Origin of the sequence: Minwuia sp. IMCC3060, assembly GCF_029909435.1 — a bacterium.
Taxonomy (GTDB): Bacteria; Pseudomonadota; Alphaproteobacteria; order Minwuiales; family Minwuiaceae; genus Minwuia.
On sequence record NZ_CP123782.1, the window covers coordinates 3138824 to 3155724 of the forward strand.

Consider the following 16901-nt stretch of genomic DNA (forward strand, 5'->3'; position numbering starts at 1 on the left):
TCCTCAGTTCTTCTTCTGCGCGGCCTTGGCGGCGGCTTGTCTGACACGGAAATCTGCGGCCCAGCCGCCCTTCACCACCGGCTTCGCACGGGTCACCACCAGGGCATCCGCCGGTACATCCTTCGCAATGGTCGATCCGGCACCGACGATGGCCCCGTCGCCGATCTTCACCGGCGCCACCAGCGCACTGTTGGAACCGATGAAGGCCCCCGCACCAATGTCGGTGTGATATTTCATGAAGCCGTCGTAGTTGCAGGTGATGGTCCCGGCCCCGATGTTGGCCCCGGCACCGACGCGGGCATCGCCGACATAGGTCAGGTGATTGACCTTGGCCCCATCCTCGATCACCGCCTTCTTGACCTCGACGAAATTGCCGATCTTCGCCCCCTGGCGCACGTCCGCACCGGGACGCAGGCGGGCATAGGGTCCGATATCGGCCTTGGTCGCCACGGTCGCGCCCTCCAGATGGCTGAACGCCTTGATGCGGACATTGTCGGCCACCGTGACGCCGGGACCGAAGACCACATGCGGTTCGATCACCACGTCGCGGCCCAGCACGGTATCGGTGGAGAACCAGATGGTTTCCGGCGCGATCAGGGTGGCGCCATCGGCCATCGCGGCCTCCCGCAGGCGGCGCTGAGCCACGGCCTCCGCCTCCGCCAGCTTCAGCCGGCTGTCGACGCCCATGACCTCTTCCTCATCACCCTCGACCACGACACAGGCGCGCCCGTCACCGCGGGCAATGGCGACCACGTCGGTCAGGTAGAACTCGTTCTGCGCATTGTTGCTGTCGATCCGCTCCAGCAGCGACAGGGCCACGCGACCGTCCAGCCCCATGATCCCGGCATTGCAGAGCGTGATCTGCTTCTGCGCCTCCGAGCAGTCCTTGAATTCGACGATTGCCTCAAGCTGCCCGTCGCCGGAGGTGACGAGACGCCCGTAGGCCGCCGGATCATCAGGACGGAAGCCCAGCACCGCGACCGCCGGGTCATCCGTGCCGGCCATGGCATCGACCATTGCCTGGATCGTGGCGGTGGTCAGCAGCGGCGTGTCCCCGAACAGCACCAGCACGGTGCCGTCGAAATCCTTCAGCGTCTCCCGCGCCGCCAGCACGGCATCGCCCGTGCCCCGCGCCGGACTCTGGATCGCTGTCTCGGCGGGCGCAACGGCGGCCGCCACATCATCATAGCCCGGGGCCACGACGGCGGTGGTCCGCGCAGGCTGCAGCGGGGCCAGCGCATCCAGGATGTGATTGATCATGGGCTTGCCCGCAACACGGTGCAGCACCTTCGGCAGATCGGACTTCATCCGCGTGCCCTTGCCCGCAGCCAGTACAATGGCCGCCAGAGATTTCGACCCCATTCCGCATTCCCTTCCCAAGTGCGCCCCGAACGTCTGGCGCACAGTGACAGTGCCACAGTCACACGACACACAACAATTCAAACGATGTTTCAGAGGTTTGCAGACACCATGCCATTCCTGCTGTAAACCGCGCCCTTGATGTGAACAGAGCGGCGGGGCGGAGTGAAATGACAGCAGACACGATTGTCTTCGATCTGGACGGCACCCTGATCGACAGCGCACCCGACCTCTATGGCACTGTCCGCTGGCTGCTGCGGCACGAGGGACGCGCGGATGTTTCCTTCGACCGGGTCAAGGACCTGATCGGCGATGGCGCGGGACCGATGATCCAGGGCAGCTTCCGCGATACGGGAACCCTGCCGGAAGGCGCCGGTTACGAGCGTCTGATGGGCCTGTTCCTCGACCATTATCAGGCACATCTGGCGGACCTGAGCGAGCCCTATCCCGGGGCCATCTCGGCGGTGCTGCGGGCCAGGGCCCGTGGCGCGAAAGTCGCCGTCTGCACCAACAAGCGCTTCGAATTCGCGGACCGGCTGCTCGACCTGCTGGGCCTGAACCACCATTTCGACGCGGTCACCGGATCCGATACCTTCGCCTTCCGCAAACCGGACGGGCGGCATCTGCTGGAAACCATCCGCCTGGCCGGGGGTGATGCGAAACGGGCCATCATGGTGGGTGATTCTGCAACGGATGTCGGTGCAGCCCGCAACGCCGGGGTGCCCGTCGTGGCCGTCACGTTCGGCTATGGCCGGGGGTCGGCGCACGACCTGGGCGCGGACGCGGTGATCGACCATTTCGACCAGCTGGATGCCGCCATCGCGCGGCTGAACGCAAACCGCGCCTGAGCCGATTCCATCTTCTGACGGAATGCTCTAACCTCCCGCGCAGGAATTTCTGCGATGCGGGAGGATGCGCGCAATGGACGTCGGTCTGATACTCGGCACGGGCGATGCCCACTACCGAATTGACATGGAGATGATCAAGGCGGCGGAGGCGATGGGCTATGACTCCGTCTGGACGTCGGAAGCCTGGGGCGCGGACGCCATCTCCTCCGCCTCATGGATTCTCAGCCAGACCTCGAAGATCAAGGTCGGCACCGGCATCTGCCAGATGCAGGCCCGCTCCCCCGCGCTGATGAGCACCACGTCCCTGACCCTGCAGGCCCTGTCCGGCGGTCGTTTCATCCTCGGTCTCGGCCCGTCCGGCCCGCAGGTGATCGAGGGCTGGCACGGCGTGCCCTACGGCAAGCCGCTGGAACTGATCCGCGAGTATGTCTCCATCATGCGCAAGGTGATCGCGCGGGAGGAGCCGGTGACGCATGAGGGCACGCATTACCAGTTGCCCTACAACGGTCCCGGCGCCACCGGCCTCGGCAAGCCGCTGAAGACCATCCTGCGCCCCGAACATCCGCTGAAGATCTATTCCGCCTCCATCTCGCCGGGCGGCATCCGCACCGCCGCCGAGGTCTGCGACGGGGTCATCCCGGTCTACATGGACCCGTCCAACTATGACGCCATCGGCACCTACATCGACCAGGGCTTCGGCAAGACCGAGGGCAAGAGCCTGCAGAACTTCGACATCTGCCCCTTCGTCACCGTGGTCGTGAATGACGACATCGAGGCGGCGCGGCGTCCGGTGAAGGAGAACATGGGCTTCTACATCGGCGGCATGGGCGCGAAGAAGAAAAACTACTACGCCGAATATGCCACCCGTCTGGGCTATGGCGAGGCCGCCTCCGCGATCCAGGACGCCTTCCTGTCCGGTCGCCGGGCCGAAGCCTTCTCGATGGTTCCCGATGAACTGGTGGACAGGGTCGCGCTGGTCGGCCCGGCCGGCCACATCCGCGAACAGCTCGCCGCCTGGAAACAGGCCGGCAAGGAGCGCAAGGTCAGCGCCATGCTCTGCCGCGCCACCTCGAAGGAAGCCCTGGAAATCCTGGCGAAGGAACTGTTCTAGGGAGATTGCGGCCCGCTGAAAGTGCGCCCCGGCACCTTCAGCGGGCCGCCCCCTCTCACTCGGTCCACATGATCTCGATGAACCAGAGTGCCCCTCCGATGCCGAGCAGGGTGACGATCTTGAGGACGGCGGAGACCAGGCCCAGGGTGCCGACGACGGTCTCGACCACGGATTTCTCCTCCGTGGAGATGCGCAGCGGCATCAGGGCACAGGTCACGGCCATGATGGCAACGATGCCGCCGATCGACGGCGGCGTGTGATCGATGTTGAGGCCCAGGTGCTTCTTCACGATCTGCTTGGCGTTCTGCAGCAGTTCGGTGGCCTCCGCCTGTCTGGCGCTGAGGTAGCCCTGCTGACCGACATCCTGCACCAGCGCGCGGAAACCGGGATCGGTGATCAGGGCCCGCGCCAGCCGCTCCAGCTGCTCCAGCGACAGTGCCTGCAGCAGGAAGACCGACTGCTCCGCCTCCACAACCACATTGATGCACTCCAGCAGCTTGAAGGCGCGCGGCTTGCTGCCTGTCTCCACCAGCATGGCGGACGTGTAGTCGAGGCAGTGATCATTGATGACATGAAACAACTGGCTGCGGCGCGGCGCGCCGCTGGTCTCGCCGGCACGGAAGCGTACGTCCCGGGTGCCGTCGGCACTGTCGAGATAGCCGCACCCGGCAAGGCAGGCGGCAATGGAGAAATGGCCCTCATCCTGGTCGATGACACGGAAGAGCTGGCTGCCATCACTGGTGTGCGGGCCCACCACCACCTCGCCTGACTGCCGCTCCACCCCCAGGAAGGGCCGGTCGGCGGCATCCTTTCGCAAGGTCAGTATCCGATGATATGATTCATCCACAGGTACGAAGACGAAGCGCTGGTCTGCACCGCCATTGCCCTGCCACATCGTCAGACTGAAGGTATCGTGGTTGTCGGGACGCAGGGACAGGAAGTCGGATTTTCCGGGTGAGGCAATCTCGCAGCTTCTGAGCAACATTCGGTTCACGGCCTTCTCTGTGACGGAGAACATTCATCCAAGGCTAGCCCGCGCGATATTGTCGCGCCCGATCATGTGTCCCGGATATTCGACAGGGAGTGGAGCCGATGCTGGGAGGAGACGCGACAGGTTCAGGCGCTGACCTTTCACCGTCGAACCGCAAGGGGTTCGCGCCGGAGGCGCTGTTCGACGTCGGCAATGTCGAAACACGTGACCAGTTCGGCATCTGGAAGGAGAGTATTGCCGTCATCTTCGATGTCGATGCCCCGCGCAGCGCCTTGCAGGACGGTTTCGAGGCGCGCATCCACGCGACCATGCTGGGGCCGATGATGCTCGCCCGCTGCCAGACGCGGGCGCAGATGTTCACCCGTGGTGCAGGGCGGATCAGCCAGGACGGCCTGGATCACTACATGATCCAGTTCTTCGAGACAGGCGCGCAAAGGATAGTCGCGGGATCCCTGGAGATCGATCATCCGGCCGCCACGATGCTGGTCTACGACCTTGCCCGTGAAATGCACGCGACCACGGATACCTTCAGCAACCTCTCCCTGATCATCCCACGGGAATTGCTTTCGGAGCGGCTGATCGCCCCCGACGACCAGCACATGCGCCACTTCACCCGCCAGCAACCGACGGTCGCCATCCTCTGGGACTTCCTCCGCGGTGCGATGAGTCACGCCGGAAAGATGTCCCTTTCCGAAGCCGAGAACCTGGGCGCGGCGGCGCTGACGCTGGTCGCGGCCTGCCTGAACGCGGCGCATGACGAGAACCTGCCACAGGAGCAGTTGCGCAACCTTGGCCGGATGACGGCGGTCCGGCGGCTGATCCAGACGCATCTCGCGGAACCCGACCTGACCCCCGAGTGGCTGGCCGCAGAGGCCGGCATGTCACGCACGGTGCTGTACCGGATGTTCGAGCCGATGGGCGGCATCGCGGGCTATATCCGGGAGGCGCGAATGCGCCGCGCGCTGCAGCAGTTGCTGAGCCCGCAGCACCAGCACAGGTCCCTGCTGGAGATCGCCCTGATGCATGGCTATGGCAGCGACACGGCGTTCGGCCGGGCCTTCAAGAAGCGGTTCGGCATCACCCCCAGCGAAGTCCGCGACGGCCAGATGCCCGGTCCCGGCCATGCGGGGCCGATCGACCACGACCGGCTGGACCGGCAGTACGAGGGGTGGCTGACCTACCTCGCCAGTTGATCAAGTATGCGCCGGGCGACGTGGCGACCACTCAGCAAGGCGCCATGTGTGGTGCCGCGATGCCGCCAGCTGGTATGTTCACCCGCCAGGTGCAGGGCGACTCCGATCGGCTTCGCCAGCATGTGCCAGTCATCCATGCTGCTGTCCCGGTGACTGAAGGAATAGGCCCCGAGCGCGTGCGGTTCCCGGGACCAGCGTGTCGCCATGATCTGCAGCGGTTCGGGCACAGCTGACCCGAAGGCACCACGCAGCACCTGCATCACATCAGCGGTCATTTCCTCATCCGTCATGGCCTCGGCGATTGCCGGATATGACCCTACGGAAATCGCGATCAGGATATTCCGGGATGAGAAGGTGCGGGCGTTCATGAACCAGCACCAACGACCCGGTGGATCCGTCACGATGCCGAAATACTGCGTCCCGACAGGCCAGAACGGCGCGGCAAACCTCAGCGCGATCCGGGTCACGTTTCCCATGCCCATCCGCGCAATCGCAGACCGGTGGCCATCTGGCAGAGGCGGCTCGAAACCTATCCGGCCCTGTTTCAGAATGCCCAGTGGAACGGTGCAAACGACCTGGCGCGCGCGCCATGTCCGGTCTCCCGCCCGGACCTCGACCCCGGCACCGCCGGGCAGCAGGCGTATCGCGTCCACCGGCGTCCGGAAGGCGATATCGAGGCCCCGGCGCAGGGGGTCGAGAAGGCGGTCGTAGCCCCCATTCACGATCACATCTGCCCCGTCGAACTCTGCGCCCTCATCGAAGTCACTGGCCGAAAGCAGATGCAGCGGGCCTCCCTGATCGAACTCGGTAAAGGCTGACCCCATCCAGCGAAGCAGGGGCTGATCCAATGCCCCGGGCGCGACATCATGGATCACGTCCGCCAGTCCCGCACCTGGCTCCGCGACTGCATCAACGGCGTCGATGATGTCCTGCAACCGGTCCTCCGTCGCCTCCACTTCCTGACCGGGAACAATGGAACCGTCCGCAGTGCGCACCTCCAGACTGTCGTCATCGGTGACGAATGTCTCGCTGCCGGTCGCCGTGACCAGCCTGCTCAGCGGATTGCCATCCGGGCCATGAATCCAGCCCGCACCAGCCTCCAGCGGAATACCCATGCTGCGGTCTGTCCGGATGCGCCCGCCGATTCGCCCGGATGCCTCCAGAACCACGACATCAATTCCGCTCCGGTGGAGCATTCGTGCTGCGGTCAGTCCGGCAATCCCGGCACCAATGACAATCACGGACCTGTCGGCACCCACAGCCATCGACGACCCCGAACCGGTACCGGCCATCGCCGCCGTGGCCGCCAAGCCACCCAATGCGCGCCGCCGTGAGATCATTGCGGGACCTTCTCCGGAAAGTTCATGCGTCCGGGGCAGGATCGCCGCCGGTGTTGCAGGCAGAGGATATCGCATTGCCCGCCACCAGGAACCGCTTGACGCGCGCCTCATTATCTATATATCTAGAAACATGGATAACGAGATAGCAGCAGAAGCCTTCGGGGCGATGGGTCATCCCAGCAGGATCCAGATCCTGCGCTATCTGGTGGAACGCGGACGCGACGGTGCCGATGCCTCCACCATGGTGCGGGAACTGGAGATCGCCTGGACGACGCTCAGCCATCACCTCGACCACCTGAAACGGGCAGCTCTGATCACGGCCACCCGCGACGGGCGCCGGATGGTGCATCGGGCGGAGTTCCCGAAGGTCGCGCTGCTCTCAAGCTTCCTGATGCAGAATTGCTGCGCCCGAGAGGAGAAGACGGATGAAACGCCTGCACGTGCATATCGCGGTTTCGGATCTTGAGCGGTCCAAGACCTTCTACTCGACCATGTTCGATGTCGCGCCGACAGTGGAGAAGCACGACTACGCCAAGTGGATGCTGGATGATCCGGCAGTGAACTTTGCGATCTCCACCCGCGCCGGACGCAGCGAAGGGCTGGATCATCTGGGCCTGCAGGTCGATACGGACGCCGAAGTCGAAGAGATCGAGGCGCGCATGGCTGCTGCGGAAGAGATGGTTGCCCCGCAGCGCGATGCTGCCTGCTGCTACGCCAAGGGCAACAAGTCCTGGTCACGCGATCCCGCCGGTGTCCCGTGGGAAACCTTCCACACCATGGCGGAGATCCAGTTCTACGGCTCCGACCACCAGCCGCTGGACGAGGTCGAGAAACCGGCCTCCGGCGGCGCCTGCTGCGGCTGATCCGACAGACCGGACTTGCCACTCCTCCCCTATCGCCTAGGCTGCGGCCCGGGAGAGACACAGGGGAGGAGACGGCAATGGCCGATACTGAGGAAAATCCGGTACGTGTGGAGATGGATGGCGCGGTCTGCCGCATCACCATCGACCGGCCGGAACGCCGCAACGCACTGAATGACCGGGTGACGGGCGGCATCGCCGCGGGACTGGCCAGCGCACAGGCTGACCCGGCGATTCGCGCGGTCGTGCTGACCGGTGCCGGGGACCGTGTATTCTGCGCCGGGGGCGACCTTTCCCCACAGCCGGACGGCAGCCCCTTCGCCACCGATCCGGCGCGTCCGCAACTGCAGCTGACGGAAATGTTCCGCGCCTTCGAGACCTGCACCCTGCCCGTGATCGCGCGGGTGAATGGTCATGCACTGGGCGGCGGCTTCGGCCTGGTCTGCGTCGCCGACCTGGCGGTGGGTGTCGAAGGCGCGCGCCTCGGCACGCCGGAAGTCGGCGTCGGTCTGTTTCCCATGACCATCCTGCCCTACATGCTGCGCGTCCTGCCCCGCCGCAAGGTGATGGAACTCTGCATGCGCGGCACCCCGTGGAGCGCGGAGCGCGCCGCAGCGGAGGGTGTCCTCAATGCCGTCGCGCCGCCAGGCGAACTGGACAAGGTGCTGGACGAGATGCTCGCCGACATCACCAGCCGCTCCCCCACCGCGATGCGGCTGGGCAAGCTGGCGCTGCACGCCGTGCAGGACATGCCGATCCACGAGGCGCAGCAGTACACGCAACTGATGCTACCGGTCATGGCCGGCACCGAAGACGCCAAGGAAGGTTTCCGCGCGTTTCAGGAGAAGCGCAAGCCCGACTGGCCGAACGGCTGAGGGGAATCATTTGCGGTCCCCGGCCTGCCCTCTCCGCCTCCCGGCCGCCCGTTCAGGATAATCCCGTGGGTGGTCGGCAGGGGGAGAGGGCAGGCCGGGGTCGGCGATAAAATACCGCTCACTCCCCGCCGAATACCTCAGCGTTGGCCTCGCCCAGCGCGGGCGCGCTGCTGCGCAGGCCGGGGCGATTGCCGTCGAACTGCAGCGGCAGGCCGATAAGGCCCAGCGGATAGCCGGTCAGATGCTGCACCATGCCCGAGGCAATCGTCTGCGGGTGGGCCAGAACCTCCTGGGTGGTCTGGGTCGGGGCGCTGGGCACCCCGGCGTCATCCAGAATCCCCTGCCAGTGGCTGCGGGGCTCACGCAGGAAGATGCCGGTCAGCATGGTCTTCAGTTCCACCCGGTGTGCGTCGCGCTGCGGATTGGTGGCGAAGCGCGGGTCGTTCTTCCACTCCGGGTGACCCAGCGCGTCCGCCAGCTTGAAGAACAGCCGGTCGTTGGAGGCGGCGACGATCTGGTAGCCGTCGGCGCACTCGAACGCCTCATAGGGGGCAATGCCGCGCACGCCGGAGCCATGCCGTGTCGGTGACTTGCCGGTGACCTGCGCATCGGCGGAATAGAAGGTCATCCACTGCACCGCGGTCTCGAACAGGGCCGCATCGACCACCCCGCCCTTGCCCGTCACGCCGCGCCGCAGCAGGGCGGAAAGGATACCGATGGCGCACCACATGCCGGTGCCCATGTCGATGACGGAGATGCCGCACCGCACCGGCGGACGCCCCTCCTCCCCCGTGACCGACATGATGCCGCCGAAGGCCTGCATCAGCGCGTCATAGCCAGGGCGGTCCTTCAGCGGACCGCTGGCACCAAAGGCGTGCAGGTTGCAGACGATCAGACGCGGGTTGAGGCCCAGCAGGGTCTCCGCATCCAGTCCCAGCCGCGCCATGGCACCGGGGCGCATGTTCTGCACCACGATGTCGCCATCGGCGGCAATGCGTGCCTTCAGCTCGTCCAGCGCCGCCTGGTCCTTCAGGTCAACGGTGATGGAGCGCTTGTTGCGGTTCAGGGCGTGGAAGATCGTCGCCGTGCCGTCATCGGCGAACGGCGGTCCCCAGACACGGGCGTCGTCGCCCTCCAGCCGCTCCACCTTGATCAGGGTCGCGCCCAGTTCCGCAAGGATCGACCCCGCGAAAGGCCCCGCGACATTGCTGCCGAATTCGTAAGCCGTCAGTCCTTCCAGAGGCAAGGTCACGACCGGTTCTCCCCAAATGTTCCGTCTGTCGCGAACCTATGCCCCCGCAGAGGCGATGGTCAAACCGCGATGTCGGTATTGTTGCCGTCCACGCCGTGCATGGACCGCCCCCACGCAAGTACATTGACGCTAGGGTAGGACGCGCGCGCTCAGGAGGCTGCACCCATGACCATCAGCGTCTTCGACATGTTCAAGGTCGGCATCGGCCCGTCCAGTTCCCACACCGTCGGCCCGATGTGGGCCGCGCGCCGCTTCCTTGACGCGCTGGACAGCCGTGCGCTGACGGAGGCCACCGCCCGGGTACGGGTCGACCTCTATGGCTCCCTCGCGCTGACCGGCCTTGGCCATGCCACCGACAAGGCACTGATCCTGGGCCTGGCGGGCCAGGTGCCGGACAGGGTGGATGCGGACGATGCCGACCGCATGGTGGCGCAGATTCGCGAGACCGGGCGGATGCTGCTCGACGGGCGGGTGGAGATCGGCTTCGAGCCGCGACGCGACCTCGATTTCCTGCTGACCGAAAGCCTGCCCGAGCATCCGAACGGCATGGTCTTCGTGGCTGAGGACGCCACCGGCGCGGAACTGCACCGGGAAGTCATCTTCTCCGTCGGCGGCGGCTTCATCCAGGACCAGGCGGAGATGCGGGGCGAGACACCGGCCTGGGCGGGACGCAACATCGCGGTACCCCATCCCTTTGCAGGGTCGGTCGAGCTGCTGGAACGGGGTCGGCAGACCGGGCTGAGCATCGCCGAGATGATGGCCGCGAACGAGGCGGCGATCAGCCCCGGCCTTGATGTTTCAGCGCACCTGATCGAGATCTGGCAGGTGATGGAAAGCTCCATCGAGCGTGGCTGTCGGGAGACAGGCCTGCTGCCCGGCGGGCTGAAGGTGAAACGCCGCGCCCGTGCCATTCACCAGTCCCTGCTGGCCAGGCCGGAAGCCAGCATGAAGGACCCGCTGACGGTGATGGACTACATCAACCTCTACGCCCTGGCGGTGAACGAGGAGAATGCGGCCGGGGGCCGGGTCGTCACCGCCCCCACCAATGGCGCGGCGGGCGTCATCCCCGCCGTGCTGGCCTATTACACCCGCTTCGTGAACAGCGCCTCCGACGCCGGTGTCGTGAAGTTCATGCTCACCGCCGCCGCCATCGGCAGCCTCTACAAGCTCAACGCCTCCATCTCGGCGGCGGAGGTCGGCTGTCAGGGCGAAGTCGGCGTCGCCTGCTCCATGGCCGCGGGCGGTCTCGCCGCGGTGCTGGGCGGCACGAACGAGCAGGTGGAGAACGCAGCGGAGATCGGCATGGAACACAATCTGGGCCTCACCTGCGACCCCATCGGCGGGCTGGTGCAGATCCCCTGCATCGAACGCAACACCATGGGCGCCATCAAGGCCATCAACGCCGCCCGGCTGGCCCTGAAGGGCGACGGCACCCATTTCGTCAGCCTGGACCAGGTCATCGAGACCATGCGCGACACCGGCCGCGACATGGCCGCCACCTACAAGGAAACCTCCCTCGGCGGCCTCGCCCTCCGCATCCCGGTCAGCATGGTGGAGTGTTGAGGGACGCAGACGACGGCGATCGAAATCAGAACGACGCCCTGTAGGTGGTCGGTTTCAAATTCACCGACTTTTCCAATGGCGGTCGGAGTTCGAAGCCACCGGGTTCATGGCCGAACTGGTAAAGCCGCACCAGGCAGAAGGCGTCGGGACGCTCCTCCGAGAAGCTGAGCTCATTCTCCGAGATGAAGAACGGCGTGGTGCGGGTGCCGGTGGTCGTCTTGACCTCCAGCAGGCGCTCCCTGCCGCGAAGGTCGAAGGAGTGGATGTCATACCCCGCGCCGTCGCCCCGTTCCTGCGAAGTCCATTCGACCTTTCGGGCGAGATCATCACGCCCACCAAGTTTCAGGCGCGCCCGTTCGTCATGGAACACCTTCTCCTCTCCCCGCTTGCCCAGCGCCCTGTTGCGGGCATCCCGTGCTGCGGGGTCGAACTTGCGTACCAATCTCTGCATTTCGGTGCCCAGGACGGTATCAGCTGCGACCAGCGGCGGTGCGGTTTCAAGAAAGATGATTCCGCTCTCCTGCAATCCCTGCGGCGGTCGCAACGCTTCTGCGGTCGCGACGGTTTCCGGCTGCTTCGTCAGATAGCGTTCGATGCCTGCGGGCAGGGCGGTCTTCTGGTAGTTCTTTGCGGGCTTGTAGCCCCAGATCCATGGCAGGCTGAGTTCTCGCAGAACGGCACTGATGTTCTGGTGCTTGAATTCGATGGAACCGTCAGAGCGCTTGACGAACTGCTGCAACGCCCGCCGACGCTCGGTCTTGTTGTAACGTTCGCCGGCAAGCTCCAGCCGCAGCATGGCGAAGTAGTCGGCAACGATCAGGTCGATCTCGCGATCGCTCCAGTCCTGACCCGCTGGCGACTCTCCGCTCATGACACCTGATCGTCCCTATCCCGCCTCCGCCTCGCCGCCGCCGACGCGCTGGGCGAGGGCGGCTTCCATGAAGGCGTCGAGGTCGCCGTTGAGGACGTCCTGGGTATTGCCGGTTTCCTCGCCCGTGCGCAGGTCCTTCACCATCTGGTAGGGGTGCAGGACGTAGGAGCGGATCTGGTGGCCCCAGCCGATGTCGCCCTTGGCGTCGTGCAGGGCCTGCTTCTCGGCTTCCCGGATCTGCAGCTCACGCTCGTAGAGGCGCGCCTTCAGCATCGACATGGCGGCGGCGCGGTTCTTGTGCTGGCTGCGGTCATTCTGGCACTGCACGACGATCCCGGTCGGCTCATGCGTGATACGCACCGCCGAATCGGTCCGGTTGACGTGCTGGCCACCCGCGCCCGACGCCCGGTAGGTGTCGACCCGCAGGTCCTTGTCCTCGATCTCGATGTCGATCTCGTCATCGATGGCCGGGAACGCCCCGACGGAGGCAAAGCTGGTGTGGCGGCGGCTCTGCGAATCATAGGGCGAAATCCGCACCAGGCGGTGCACGCCGCTCTCCGACTTCAGCCAGCCATAGGCGTTGTGGCCCTGGACCCGCACGGTGGCGGACTTGATGCCGGCCTCCTCACCGCCCGATTCCTCGATCCATTCGATCTTGTAGCCGCGCTTCTCCGCCCAGCGCACATACATGCGCAGCAGCATCTCCGCCCAGTCCTGGCTTTCGGTGCCACCGGCACCCGCATGGACTTCCAGATAGCTGTCGTTGCTGTCGGCTTCCCCCGAAAGCAGGGCCTCCAGCGACAGGCGGTCGACCTGTTCCTTCATGCGGCGCAGGGTGGCCTCGGCCTCCTCCACGGTGGCGGCGTCGTCCTCTTCCTCCCCCAGCAGAATCAACTCCGCGGAGTCATCCAGTTCCTGTTCGAGTTCGCGTTGCCGGGTGATCGACTGGTCGAGCGTCGTGCGCTCCTTCATCAGCGCCTGGGCCCGGTCCGCGTCGTTCCACAGGTCCGGATCCTCGGCGAGGGCATTCAGTTCATCGAGACGGCGAAGGGACTGATCCCAGTCAAAGACGCCTCCTCAGCAGTTCCAGTGACTGCTTGATGTCGGCGACCAATTGTTCGGTTTCGGCGCGCATGGCCAGTACAACCCCTTGGAAGGTATCGGAAAATCAGGTTCGGAGGCGGGAAGATACACGATGCGGCGCAACAGGGAAACCGGATGCGCCGCGCAGGGTGTCAGAAGTGGTCCAGCAGGCGGTACCAGAGACGCCCGAGCGTGACCAGCGGGCGCCGCAGCAGCGGCCCGCCCGGAAAGTCCCTGTGCGCCACATCCGCCATGACGCGGAAGCCGCTGTCGTCGCCCCGGATCGCCTCCGCAATCAGCTTTCCGGCGATGCCGGTGACCGCCACACCCTGGCCGGAGAAGCCCTGCGCATACCAGACCCGCCGCCCCACACGCCCCAGATCCGGCAGGCGGTTCATGGTGATGGAGACCTTGCCGCCCCAGACCTCCCCCACCGGCACGTCGGCCAGTTCAGGGTAGGTCATGGCGATACGACGGCGCAGCAGCCCGGCGGCCTGCGGCCCATCCTCCCGCCCCAGATAGCTGACGCCGCCACCGAACAGCAGCCGGTTGTCTGCCGTGAAACGGAAGTAGTCGAGGACATTGTTGTCGTCGCAGACGCATTCATTGCCAGGCAGCAGCCGCTCCCTGACCTCCATCGGCAGGGGCGCGGTGGTCATGACCCAGGTGCCGACCCCCAGCGCGCGTGGTTCAACCGCGGGCAGCAGCCCGTCCAGATAGGCATTGGCGGCAACAACGACATGCTCGGCGCGGATCGTGCCCCGATCTGTGGTGACGATGCCCTGTTCGGCGTCCACGGCGGTGGCCGCCACGTTCTCATGCAGTTTCGCACCCGCCGCTGTCGCCGCGCGCGCGAGGCCGAGACAGTATTTCAGGCTGTGCAGGTGACCGGCGGAAGGGTCGAGCAGACCCCCATGAAACCGGTCCGAGCCGGTCAGGTCGATGGCTTCGGCCCGGTCAAGCACATGCAGCCGGTCGAGACCGAAGACATCCCGCAGGGCATCGCGCTCCGCCACCATGTGTTTCATGCGCGATGGCTTTACCGCGCCGAAGAAGAACCCGCGCGCCAGGTCGCAGTCGATGCGGTACTGCGCCACCCGCGCATCGATCAGCCGGATCGCCTGCTCCGAAAGGTCGAACAGCGCCCGTGCCGTTTCCCGGTCGCAGAGGTCCAGCAGGCCGGTGGCGCCCGGTGCCAGCCCGGTATTGATCTGCCCGCCGTTTCGCCCGCTGGCACCGCCACCGATCCGCCCGGCATCGATCAGCCGGACATCCACACCCTGTTCCGCCAGCTCCAGCGCGACGCTGACGCCGGTCAGACCACCGCCGACAACGCAGACCTCTGCCTCGACATCGCCGTCAGGCAGGTCCGCGAACACTGGCCGGCGCACCGTGGCCTCGTAGTAGGACCATGCTTCGGGTGGGATGCTCATACGCGCCTCATACGCCTCCCCCGCGCAGCGGGCAAGCCACGGAGACAGGCATTGCAACATCCCTGCCCTACGCCATATTGGCTCGGTCCGGGAAGGTCGCGTGACCGCAGGCATCCGGAGGGGGAACAGGTCCATGGCGGCCATCGAGCCGACTTTGCAGATGTGGCTGGTCTTCGGCATCATCGCCGTGGCGGTGGTGGCCTATGCGACGGAGCGGTTCTCCATCGAGATGGTGTCCCTGTGCGTCGTGGCCTTCCTGTCGGCACTGTTCTTCCACATGCCGCAGGCGGCGCAGCCGGGCCTGCCGGAGATCACCACCACGACGCTGCTGGCGGGGCTGGCTGATCCGGCCCTGATATCGGTACTCGCCCTGATGGTCGTCGGGCAGGGAATCGTGCGGACGGGCGCGCTGGACGGGTCCGCGCGCAGGATGGTGTCACTGCGGCGGAAACACCCCTTCCTGGCCGTTGCGGCGGCCCTGAGCGCTGTCATGGCACTCAGCGGTTTCCTCAACAACACGCCGGTCGTGGTCATCTTCATTCCGATCATGGTCGTCATCGCCGACCGGATGCGGCGCAGCGCCAGTGGCCTGATGATCCCGCTCAGCTATGCCGCGATCCTGGGCGGCATGACCACGGTCATCGGCTCGTCCACCAACCTGCTGGTCTCCGCCGCTGCCGTCCGCGCCGGTCAGCCGAAGATCGAGTTCTTCGACATCACCGCCATCGGCATCGTGCTGGCCGGGGTCGGCATGATCTACGTCATCTTCGTTGCCCCAAGACTGCTGCCGGACCGTGCAACCCTGGCCCAGTCCCTGACCCATGGTGTGGAGGGGCGGCAGTTCATCGCCCAGATCGATGTTCGCGACGGATCGTCCCTGGTGGGCGAGAAACCGCGCGCGGGACTGTTCCCCAGCATGCCCGGCATCACCGTGCGCCTGATCCAGCGGGGGGAGGAGCAGATGCTCCCCCCGTTCGACGAGATCGAGTTGCAGGTCGGCGACGAGCTGATCATCGCCGCCACGCGCAAGTCGATCACCGAGGCCATGGCAAGGACGCCGGATATGCTGCAGGCGATGCATGCCAGCGACGACCTGCCCCCGCCGGAAGGCGATGACGCGCCGATGGACCGCGACTTCCTGCTGGCGGAAGTCATCGTCGCTCCGGCCAGCCGGATGATCGGACGCAATCTGGCACAGATCGTCTTTCACACCCGCACCCGTTGTACGGTCCTGGGTATCCAGCGCCGCAGCCGCATGATCCGGCAGGGCCTGAACGATATCCGTCTGGAGGCGGGCGATGTGCTGCTGACGCTGGGGCACCGCAGCGACGTGCACAGGCTGCGGTTCAACCGGGATGTCATCCTGCAGGAATGGTCGGCCTATGACCTGCCGGCGCGGGAACTGGCGAAGCGGGCGGCGCTGATCTTCGGCGCTGTCGTGGCGACGGCGGCGACCGGCATCCTGCCCATCGTCGTGGCGGCCCTTGGCGGGGCGGTGCTGATGCTGGCCACCGGCTGCCTGAACATCCACCAGGCCTCCCGCGCACTGGACCGGCGAGTGGCCGTGCTGGTCTGGGCCGCACTTGCCATGGGCACCGCGCTGCATGGCACCGGCGGTGCCGACTATGTGGCGCAGCAATTGATGGCGGTGCTGGACGGTGCGCCGCCGGTGGTGATCCTCTCCAGCTTCTTCCTGCTGGTCGCCTGCTTCACCAACGTATTGTCGAACAACGCCACTGCGGTGCTGTTCACCCCCATCGGCATCGGCCTGGCGGACCAGCTGGGGGTGCCGCCGGTGGCTTTCGTCTACGCTACCCTGTTCGGGGCCAACTGTTCCTTCGCGACCCCGATGGGCTATCAGACCAACCTCCTGGTCATGGGCCCCGGCCATTACCGGTTCAGCGACTATGTGAAGGCGGGACTGCCCCTGCTGGTGCTGATCTGGCTCACGTTCACATGCGTTGCGGCCCTGACATTCGACCTTTGAGCCATTCGGTGCGATGATACGCGCACCAGTGGCGTATCCGCGTACCGTTCCGCCAGTTCTACGGCCCGAGGCGCGCGGTCAGGGCAGGGTTTCGCGCGCACTGCGGAATGGCGGCCTTGGTGCCCTGGTCCTGTG

The 16901-nt window shown here is 65.8% G+C and carries 15 protein-coding genes; 8 read left to right on the forward strand and 7 right to left on the reverse strand.

Going from position 1 to position 16901, the window contains the following annotated elements:
• Window positions 1-3 precede the first annotated feature (3 nt).
• On the reverse strand, window positions 4-1362 hold the full coding sequence (glmU, locus tag QGV54_RS14785) for a bifunctional UDP-N-acetylglucosamine diphosphorylase/glucosamine-1-phosphate N-acetyltransferase GlmU (protein WP_281016071.1): 1359 nt from the start codon (window positions 1360-1362) through the stop codon (window positions 4-6).
• A gap of 167 nt (window positions 1363-1529) precedes the next feature.
• Here glmU and QGV54_RS14790 point away from each other — a divergent pair, with 167 nt between their 5' ends.
• Together QGV54_RS14790 and QGV54_RS14795 are read left to right on the forward strand one after the other, a co-directional pair.
• Window positions 1530-2207, forward strand: a complete 678-nt coding sequence (locus QGV54_RS14790; protein ID WP_281016070.1) for an HAD-IA family hydrolase — start codon at window positions 1530-1532, stop codon at window positions 2205-2207.
• A gap of 73 nt (window positions 2208-2280) precedes the next feature.
• Entirely contained in the window at window positions 2281-3318 is a 1038-nt protein-coding gene (locus QGV54_RS14795; protein WP_281016069.1) for an LLM class F420-dependent oxidoreductase, read from the forward strand.
• Window positions 3319-3373: 55 nt separating this feature from the next.
• On the opposite strand, the gene QGV54_RS14800 is transcribed toward QGV54_RS14795, so the two are convergent.
• Window positions 3374-4303, reverse strand: coding sequence for a hypothetical protein (locus QGV54_RS14800; protein WP_281016068.1), 930 nt, complete (start codon window positions 4301-4303; stop codon window positions 3374-3376).
• Between the two features lie 107 nt (window positions 4304-4410).
• Here QGV54_RS14800 and QGV54_RS14805 point away from each other — a divergent pair, with 107 nt between their 5' ends.
• The gene (locus QGV54_RS14805; RefSeq protein ID WP_281016067.1) at window positions 4411-5502 is read left to right on the forward strand and encodes a helix-turn-helix domain-containing protein; all 1092 of its coding nucleotides are present in this window, start codon (window positions 4411-4413) and stop codon (window positions 5500-5502) included.
• On the opposite strand, the gene QGV54_RS14810 is transcribed toward QGV54_RS14805, so the two are convergent.
• Window positions 5487-6842 (reverse strand): NAD(P)/FAD-dependent oxidoreductase, encoded by a 1356-nt coding sequence (locus tag QGV54_RS14810; RefSeq protein WP_281016066.1) that lies wholly within the window; start codon window positions 6840-6842, stop codon window positions 5487-5489. The two genes, QGV54_RS14805 and QGV54_RS14810, sit on opposite strands and share 16 nt — an antisense overlap.
• A gap of 130 nt (window positions 6843-6972) precedes the next feature.
• On the opposite strand from QGV54_RS14810, the gene QGV54_RS14815 reads away from it, so the two are divergent.
• The 3 genes from QGV54_RS14815 to QGV54_RS14825 all read left to right on the forward strand — a co-directional run bounded on the left by QGV54_RS14815 (window position 6973) and on the right by QGV54_RS14825 (window position 8577).
• A complete protein-coding gene (locus QGV54_RS14815; RefSeq protein WP_281016065.1) occupies window positions 6973-7308 on the forward strand; it encodes a metalloregulator ArsR/SmtB family transcription factor in 336 nt (111 codons plus the stop codon).
• On the forward strand, window positions 7268-7705 hold the full coding sequence (locus QGV54_RS14820) for an ArsI/CadI family heavy metal resistance metalloenzyme (protein ID WP_281016064.1): 438 nt from the start codon (window positions 7268-7270) through the stop codon (window positions 7703-7705). Before QGV54_RS14815 ends, QGV54_RS14820 begins: the two co-directional genes overlap by 41 nt.
• A gap of 77 nt (window positions 7706-7782) precedes the next feature.
• Entirely contained in the window at window positions 7783-8577 is a 795-nt protein-coding gene (locus tag QGV54_RS14825; protein WP_281016063.1) for an enoyl-CoA hydratase-related protein, read from the forward strand.
• 118 nt (window positions 8578-8695) lie between these two features.
• Here QGV54_RS14825 and QGV54_RS14830 read toward each other — a convergent pair whose 3' ends face one another.
• Window positions 8696-9829 (reverse strand): CoA transferase, encoded by a 1134-nt coding sequence (locus tag QGV54_RS14830; protein ID WP_281016062.1) that lies wholly within the window; start codon window positions 9827-9829, stop codon window positions 8696-8698.
• Between the two features lie 165 nt (window positions 9830-9994).
• Here QGV54_RS14830 and QGV54_RS14835 point away from each other — a divergent pair, with 165 nt between their 5' ends.
• The gene (locus QGV54_RS14835) at window positions 9995-11392 is read left to right on the forward strand and encodes an L-serine ammonia-lyase (RefSeq protein WP_281016061.1); all 1398 of its coding nucleotides are present in this window, start codon (window positions 9995-9997) and stop codon (window positions 11390-11392) included.
• A gap of 25 nt (window positions 11393-11417) precedes the next feature.
• On the opposite strand, the gene QGV54_RS14840 is transcribed toward QGV54_RS14835, so the two are convergent.
• The 3 genes from QGV54_RS14840 to QGV54_RS14850 form a co-directional block, all read right to left on the reverse strand.
• Complete coding sequence (locus QGV54_RS14840; protein ID WP_281016060.1) at window positions 11418-12263, reverse strand: DUF3883 domain-containing protein; 846 nt, start codon at window positions 12261-12263, stop codon at window positions 11418-11420.
• Between the two features lie 15 nt (window positions 12264-12278).
• Window positions 12279-13398, reverse strand: a protein-coding gene (prfB, locus tag QGV54_RS14845) for a peptide chain release factor 2 (protein ID WP_281016059.1) whose coding sequence is annotated in 2 segments (ribosomal slippage) — window positions 12279-13328 and window positions 13330-13398 — 1119 coding nt in all. Because the reading frame shifts where the segments join, the coding sequence is not laid out codon by codon here.
• Between the two features lie 100 nt (window positions 13399-13498).
• A complete protein-coding gene (locus QGV54_RS14850) occupies window positions 13499-14779 on the reverse strand; it encodes an FAD-binding oxidoreductase (RefSeq protein ID WP_281016058.1) in 1281 nt (426 codons plus the stop codon).
• A gap of 133 nt (window positions 14780-14912) precedes the next feature.
• On the opposite strand from QGV54_RS14850, the gene QGV54_RS14855 reads away from it, so the two are divergent.
• Window positions 14913-16766, forward strand: coding sequence for an SLC13 family permease (locus QGV54_RS14855; protein ID WP_281016057.1), 1854 nt, complete (start codon window positions 14913-14915; stop codon window positions 16764-16766).
• Window positions 16767-16901 lie beyond the last annotated feature (135 nt).